We start from the raw sequence: 7374 nt of genomic DNA, 5'->3' as shown, positions 1-7374 counted from the left end.
TTTTATTCTACCTCCAACCTTATAAAATAAACATATTACTTTTTGAAGTTTACACGAAAGTCTTGACAGACTCAAATTTAAGAATTTTGCCTCCTATATCTAAAGTATCACCATCACTTACAACCAAAAATTCTCTATTATGAAGCCTGTACATCTCTTTAAGTTCATTTACAGCCGGCTCTGTGCATGCAATTACAGCATTTTTTGCTTTTGCTGCTAGGCTTCCAAGGGCACCAGAATGATCAGGTTCTGTATGATTAATTACAATATATTTAATTCTATCAAGTTCAATCTTATTATTTAAGTTTTGTACAAATTCTCTTCCAAAACTCATATCAACAGTATCAATTACTGTAGGCTTTTCTGTCATTAATAAATAAATGTTATAAGTAGTTCCTTTAGTTAAAGTCAATCTATGAAAAGGCACATCTCTATCATCTACCTTACCAATCCAAAATATATTTTTACCTAGCATAATGTTTTGTTCCATAATATAAAACCTCCATAATTTTTATTTGTTTTTATATTTCAATTAATTTTCTATGTTGTTGTCTTTCGATATTTTTATTGTATACCTATCTAAATTATAAAAATATGATTCAAATCAAAATATTAAGATTAAGTTTTTATGAGTTTTTCATTATAATAATACTAAGGAGGATATTGTTTGAGTGGTTTTAGTTAGGATTAAATATACAAGTGACACAACTTAATGTAAGATATTATTTGGAGATATATCTTATATGTAGGAGGATTTGTTATGGATATTCACTGTGGTAATTGCTGCAATAATTGCAGAGGAGGACTTTGTGCTAGTAAGGTTCCAATATTTGAGAATTTAAATAGAGACGAATTAGTGGAGATTGTAAATAAAATTAATCATAAAGAATTTAGTAAGGGCGATGTTATTTTTACTGAAGGTAATATAGCTAGTACACTTTATTTTATAAATGAAGGAAAAATAAAATTATATAAATATACTAAGGATGGTAAGGAACAGATACTACATATACTTTCAGAAGGAGATTTCTTTGGGGAATTAGAACTTATAAAACCATCTAAATATGGATTTAATTCCAAAGCTATAGAGGATGTTAAAATATGTACTCTTACTAAGGAAGAAATGAAAGATATAATGATGAAGAATCCGGAGATTGGAATAAAGGTATTAGAAACAGTAGGAGAAAGATTATCAAAAGTTGAAAATCTTGTTCAGAATTTAGCAACTAACGATGTTGACTCAAGAATGGCTTATTTAATTATAGAGCTTATGGAGAAGTATGGAGAAAATGTTGAAGGTAATATTTCTGTAAAACTACCCATATCAAGGGAAGATATGGCGAGTTATATTGGGGTGACGAGGGAAACCATAAGCAGGAAATTAAAGAAATTAGAAGATGAAAATTTAATAAAAATAATAGGAACAAAAACAATAATCATTATAGATGAAGAAGGCTTGAAGAACTATATATAAAATAAATATTCATTATTGCTTATTAATGTAATAATGAATATTTATTTTTATATAGATATCAAACTTGCGTATATCAGATTTTTTCTTGATTTGATTTCAATCACATTTTATTTAAATTAATAAAGTTATACTTATATCAAGAAATAGATAAAAAATAAATTTTTAAGTTAAAAATGATTGGAGGAAGTTATATGAAAATTATATATTTTAGCCAAACAGGAAATACAGAAAAAATGGCAAACTTAATTCTAGAAGGAATAGAATCAGAGGGGAAGAAAGCCGAATTAGTTGAAGTATCAAATGCAACACTTGATGATGTTAATAATGAAGAAATACTTATTTTAGGATGCTCAGCTTATGGATCAGAAGAATTAGATGAAAGTGAAATGGAACCTTTTGTTAAATCATTAGAAGGAAGTTTGCAAGGAAAGAAAGTTGCTCTTTTTGGTTCATGGGGATGGGGCAATGGTGAATGGATGACAGAATGGGAAAAGAGAATGGAGTCATATGGTGCTATATTAATAAGCGAAGGTTTAACCGTGCAGGAATCTCCTGAAGGTGAAGATGAAGACAAATGCAGAGATTTTGGAAAATTAATAGCAAGATAGGAATAACAAAAACCATGCAATAAGGAGAATTATCTCACTTATTGCATGGCTTTTAATTTTATACAGTGGTTTTATGCATTTTACAATAGAACAATTTATTGTCCAACTTCAAAGTTTAGCCTAATATTTGTTTTAAATCCTCATCAGGAGTACTGATTGGTTTAAGATCGAAATTATCAACTAAGAAATTTAATACATTAGGAGTTAAGAAAGCAGGTAAGCTTGGCCCAATATACATTCCTTTTACGCCTAATGAAAGTAATGCTAGTAAATCACATACAGCTTTTTGTTCATACCAAGACAATACTATTGATAAAGGTAAATCATTAACTGTACAGTTAAATGCATCAGCTAAAGCTAAAGCTATTCTAACTGCTGAGTATGCATCATTACATTGTCCAACATCAAGCAATCTTGGAAGTCCTGCAACTTCACCAAATTGTAATTTGGTGAAACGATACTTTCCGCATGCTAAAGTAAGAATAATACAGTCACTTGGAATTTTTTCAGCAAACTCTGTATAATAATTTCTTCCAGGCTTTGCACCATCACATCCGCCTATTAAGAAGAAGTGTTTAACTTTTCCGTCTTTAACTGCATTAATAATTGTTTCAGCATGACTTAAGGTTGCCTTATGCCCAAAGCCTACTAAAATTTCTTTAACTTCTTCGTCTTCTGCGAAACCACCAAGTTCAAGTGCTTTATTTATTATTTCAGAGAAATCCTTATATCCATTTTCATCTTTTTCAATATGTTTAATACCATCAAATCCAACAACACTTGTTGAGAATATTCTATCTATATAAGAATCTTTTGGTCTCATTAAGCAGTTTGTTGTCATTAAAATACAACCAGGTATATTATCAAATTCTTTTTGTTGATTTTGCCATGCACTTCCGAAATTACCAACTAAATGAGGATATTTGTTTAATTCAGGATATCCATGTGAAGGTAACATTTCGCCATGAGTATAAATATTTATTCCTTTACCCTCAGTTTGCTCAAGTAACATTTCTAGATCTCTTAAATCATGTCCAGAAACTACTATGAATGGACCTTTTTTAATATTTACATTAACTTTTGTAGGTGATGGAGAACTATAAGTAGTATTATTAGCAGTATCTAAAACTTCCATAATCTTAACACTCATAGTACCTGTTTCCATTGCAAGTTTAATCAAATCTTCAAGATTTAAACTATCATCAGCTAAAGCTGCTAAAGCCTTAAAATAGAAGTCATTTACTTCATCGCTAGTATATTTTATAAATCTAGCTTGATGAGAATAAGCAGCGATTCCTTTTAAACCATATTTTATAGTTTCTCTAAGAGAACGAATATCTGGATCTAAGTTTTCATCGTACATTATTCCAGCTTTTTCAGCATCTTCAAGTATAGATTCTTTAGAACCACTTAGGTTGTACAACGCTTCAGGAGAGGTGATATTTTCAGATTTAACCTTTGCTCTTAAAGACTCTTTAATTTCTTGAGACTTTTTAAGTTGAATAAGGTGAGCCTTAGGGTCAAAATTAACATTAGTTAATGTCATAAATAAAGAATCTTCAACAAAAGAGGCTACCGATGTGTCAACCTTTTCATTTTTATTTAAAAGTTCTTTTGCGTAAACACTGATTCCTTTTAATTGATAAATCAATAAATCTTGCATTGCTGCAATTTCAGGTGTTTTACCACACACACCTATTTTAGTACATCCCTTACCCCCAGCAGTTTGTTCACATTGATAACAAAACATTTTTTCTACCATAATAAAAACTCCTCTCATATTTACATAATATAATGCTACGGATATATTATACAATAAATTGGATAAAAATAAAATATAATAATATAATTTTCATAAAAATGTAAAAATAACCACAATAAATAACGAATTTTTGTCAAAACTTTGATTATAATTTAAAAAATGTGTGATGTTTTGCTGATTCTTCTATGAGAAATTCCGAAGTTATTTATTTAAATAATAATACTATCGAAAGGAATTAAATCTTATAAAGTTAAGGATTGGAAATAGAGTATAGCATTTTTAAATTATTATAATCATATACTTTAGCTGTAGATATGATTGAAAGTATTTGGAATCTAAACCAGTACATAATTTAGTATGTATTAATGATAATTGTTATAGAAAATGAAAAGTTTTAACTTTTTAATAAGAGAAAGGAAGTAATAAATGATGGAGGAATTAAATTGACAAGTGGCAAAGAATGTCCACTTACAAAAGCTAAGATTCATACGTCAAAGAGACTTGCAAATGATGTTGTAGGAATGCTAAAAGATAAAAAGACTAAAAAGATGAATGCTATATGGCTGGAAGTGACAGGATGCTCAGGAAATATAATTTCCTTACTTAACAGTGAAAATCCAGGACTTTATGATATTTTAACTGACATGGTGAATTTTACTTATAATAACACACTTATGGGATTAGAAGGGCAGCTTGCTTTTGAAAAGTTTTTAGAAACGTTAGATACAGAGTTTATATTATTAGTGGATGGGGCAGTTTCAACAAAAGAAAAGGGACGTTATAACATTGTAGCAAATTATAATGGGACAAATATCACAGCGTTAGAGGCAATACAACTAGCAGGCGGAAAAGCGAAGTATGTTGTAGCAGTAGGGACTTGCGCTTCTCACGGGGGCATATCGGCTGCGAAACCAAACCCTTCAGAAAGTAAAAGTGTACAGGAAGTTTTAAATCGCCAAGTTATTAAACTACCAGGTTGTCCTTGCCATCCAGATTGGATAGTAGGAACTTTAGCACATTTGATTGGTTATGGCGTACCTGAATTAGATAGTGAGGGAAGACCATTACTTTTCTATGGAGTTACAATTCATGATAATTGTACAAGGCGAGGATTTTTCGATAAAGGTATATTTGCACAAAAGTTTGGAGACGAAGGCTGCATGATCAAACTAGGATGTAGAGGGCCTGTCACAAAAACTGATTGCCCAAGGAGAAAATGGAATGGATACGTTAACTGGCCTATTGGAGATAATACAAATTGTATTGGGTGTGCAAATGCGCAATTCCCAGATGGAATGGAACCTTTCGTAAAGTATTAGGAGGAGTTATGGGCAAAATAATAACTATAGATCCGCTAACAAGAATCAGTGGTTTTTTGGAAATAAAAGCAGAAGTAGAAGGGAATACAATTGCTAAAGCAAATGCAAGTGGACTACTCTTCAGGGGATTTGAAAAAATGTTAATAGGAAGATCACCTTTAGATGCTGTATATTTTACAGAGAGAATTTGTGGAATATGCTCTACTGCTCATTCAATGGCTTCTACTTTAGCGTTAGAAGATGCATTAAAAGTAACAGTTAGTTTAAATGATAATTACATTCGAGATATTTTACATGGCTTTGAATTTATACAAAATCATTTGAGACATTTTTATCTTCTGTCTATGCCAAGTTATGTAAAAATATCAAACATAAAATTAATAGAAGAACAACAATATACTGATTATAGACTACCAGATAAAATAAACAAAAAAATAGAACAGGACTATATAAAAAGTATTGAACTCAGTAGATTAGCTCATGAAGGATTAGCACTTCTAGGAGGAAAAGCGCCTCATAACCATGGGATTTTTGTAGGTGGAGTTACTGTGAATATAGATGCATATAAACTAGAAAAAGTAAAAAGTATTATTAGAAAGATAGAATCTTTTGTAAAAAATATAATGAAAGAAGATGTAGAGATAATTTCTAAATATTACTCTGATTATTTTAAAAAAGGACAATCTTATCCATATTTTATGACTTATGGAGTATTTGATAAATATGAAGATCCTGAGATTACGTATGTTAAGTCAGGAGTAATGAAGGATAATGTAAAATATCCTTTGGAACCAGATAAAATCACAGAGCAAATCCATTATTCGTGGTATAAAAAGGACGAAGGATTGGAAGAAGTAGATTTATCTAAATTAGATGCGTACACTTTTATAAAAGCTCCCCGTTATTTAGGACTTCCTATGGAAGTTGGTCCTTTAGCAAGGTTAATAGTGAGTGGACAATACACAAATGGACATTCATGTATGGATAGAAATATAGCAAGGGTATTGGAAACAGAAAAGATTATAGGAATAATGAGTAAGCTTATTGAAAGAGTAGAACTAAGACCTAATAATCAAAAAACTTATAATATTCCAGAGAAAGCTTATGGTGCAGGTTTAACTGATACTACTAGAGGTGCTCTTGGTCATTGGATTGAAATAGATAAGAATGTTATTAATCATTATAATATCATAACACCAACCGTATGGAATTTATCACCTAAGGATGAGTCAAATCTTCCTGGAACTATAGAAGGAGCCTTGATTGGAACTAAATTAAACAATATTAGAGAGCCTATAGAAATCGGTCGTATTGTAAGATCATTTGATCCGTGTGTATCTTGTGCAACTCATTTGATTGGATCAGCAGGTGATACAGAAATAGTAGAGGTTTTGGTTTAAAAATATATGCATAGATAAATAAGTTAAAAATCATACTTATGTGATAACTCGCCGGAAGAATGAATACTCTGTTGTTTCGGTTACTGGAGAATACAGCTGTGGATTTCTAATAGCAGAAGTTGCACCCACTGTTGCATGCTCCTGAGGGAAGCTCATGACAAGCAACAGTGGAACAACTTCTGCTAAAGAAATACCTACAGCGATATTCTCAGATGCAACACTATACAAAAGAGTATTCATTCTTTCTAGTGCGGAATACATTTTAAAGTACAAATTTGGATCGAAATTCGTTTATCTATAGAAAGTGGAGAAATATATATTATGGTAAACTCTAATATTAAAGTGATTGCGATTGGAAATGTTTTAATGAGGGATGATGGTATAGGAATTGAAGTAGCAAAAAAGATAGAAAAGAAGCTTTTAGAAAAGAATATTAAAGTTATTTATGGAGAAACCGATGTTCAATACAGTATTGCCAGTGTAAAAGAAGATGATTATATTTTTATTTTAGATGCTGCATATTATGGAAAGAGTCCAGGTGAAATCACTTGTTTGCAGTTAGATGATTTTGTTTCTAAGAAAAAGGGATATTCCCAGCATAGTTATAATTTCTTGGATTTATTAAAACTTTTTTATCCTAGTGCTAAAGGGCAAATTTATGGAATCGAAGTTAATGATGTTGGAATTGGCTTTGGATTGAGCGAAGAATTACAAGAGAAATTAGAAGGGATTTCTAAAAAGATTTTAGATGAAATAGAAACATATGTACTTAAGTTACAGTCAAAAAATAAATGAAGGGATAGTGAAAAAT

At 30.6% G+C, this 7374-nt stretch carries 7 protein-coding genes and 1 pseudogene; 6 read left to right on the top strand and 2 right to left on the bottom strand.

Going from position 1 to position 7374, the window contains the following annotated elements; translation table 11 throughout:
- Nucleotides 1-73 precede the first annotated feature (73 nt).
- Nucleotides 74-490: pseudogene (locus L3B96_RS19710) on the bottom strand (MBL fold metallo-hydrolase); the annotation flags it as partial.
- A 270-nt stretch (nucleotides 491-760) separates the two neighbouring features.
- Between L3B96_RS19710 and L3B96_RS19705 the strand changes: the two are divergent.
- Together L3B96_RS19705 and L3B96_RS19700 are read left to right on the top strand one after the other, a co-directional pair.
- On the top strand, nucleotides 761-1474 hold the full coding sequence (locus tag L3B96_RS19705; protein ID WP_238948357.1) for a Crp/Fnr family transcriptional regulator: 714 nt from the start codon (nucleotides 761-763) through the stop codon (nucleotides 1472-1474).
- A gap of 191 nt (nucleotides 1475-1665) precedes the next feature.
- Nucleotides 1666-2082 carry a flavodoxin gene (locus L3B96_RS19700; RefSeq protein WP_238948356.1) on the top strand — a complete coding sequence of 139 codons (417 nt, stop codon included), beginning with the start codon at nucleotides 1666-1668 and terminating at the stop codon, nucleotides 2080-2082.
- A 115-nt stretch (nucleotides 2083-2197) separates the two neighbouring features.
- On the opposite strand, the gene hcp is transcribed toward L3B96_RS19700, so the two are convergent.
- Nucleotides 2198-3844, bottom strand: coding sequence for a hydroxylamine reductase (hcp, locus tag L3B96_RS19695; protein WP_238948355.1), 1647 nt, complete (start codon nucleotides 3842-3844; stop codon nucleotides 2198-2200).
- 443 nt (nucleotides 3845-4287) lie between these two features.
- Here hcp and L3B96_RS19690 point away from each other — a divergent pair, with 443 nt between their 5' ends.
- The 4 genes from L3B96_RS19690 to L3B96_RS19675 all read left to right on the top strand — a co-directional run bounded on the left by L3B96_RS19690 (nucleotide 4288) and on the right by L3B96_RS19675 (nucleotide 7358).
- The gene (locus L3B96_RS19690) at nucleotides 4288-5163 is read left to right on the top strand and encodes a hydrogenase small subunit (RefSeq protein WP_238948354.1); all 876 of its coding nucleotides are present in this window, start codon (nucleotides 4288-4290) and stop codon (nucleotides 5161-5163) included.
- An 8-nt stretch (nucleotides 5164-5171) separates the two neighbouring features.
- Nucleotides 5172-6563 carry a nickel-dependent hydrogenase large subunit gene (locus tag L3B96_RS19685; RefSeq protein WP_238948353.1) on the top strand — a complete coding sequence of 464 codons (1392 nt, stop codon included), beginning with the start codon at nucleotides 5172-5174 and terminating at the stop codon, nucleotides 6561-6563.
- Between the two features lie 154 nt (nucleotides 6564-6717).
- Nucleotides 6718-6864, top strand: coding sequence for a hypothetical protein (locus tag L3B96_RS19680; protein ID WP_238948352.1), 147 nt, complete (start codon nucleotides 6718-6720; stop codon nucleotides 6862-6864).
- Nucleotides 6865-6884: 20 nt separating this feature from the next.
- Nucleotides 6885-7358 (top strand): hydrogenase maturation protease, encoded by a 474-nt coding sequence (locus L3B96_RS19675; RefSeq protein ID WP_238948351.1) that lies wholly within the window; start codon nucleotides 6885-6887, stop codon nucleotides 7356-7358.
- Nucleotides 7359-7374 lie beyond the last annotated feature (16 nt).

This window comes from Clostridium sp. YIM B02569 (genome assembly GCF_022320765.1).
GTDB lineage: Bacteria > Bacillota > Clostridia > Clostridiales > Clostridiaceae > Clostridium > Clostridium beijerinckii.
Note: the sequence above shows the minus strand (reverse complement) of the source record. Positions and strands in the feature narration are given on the sequence as shown.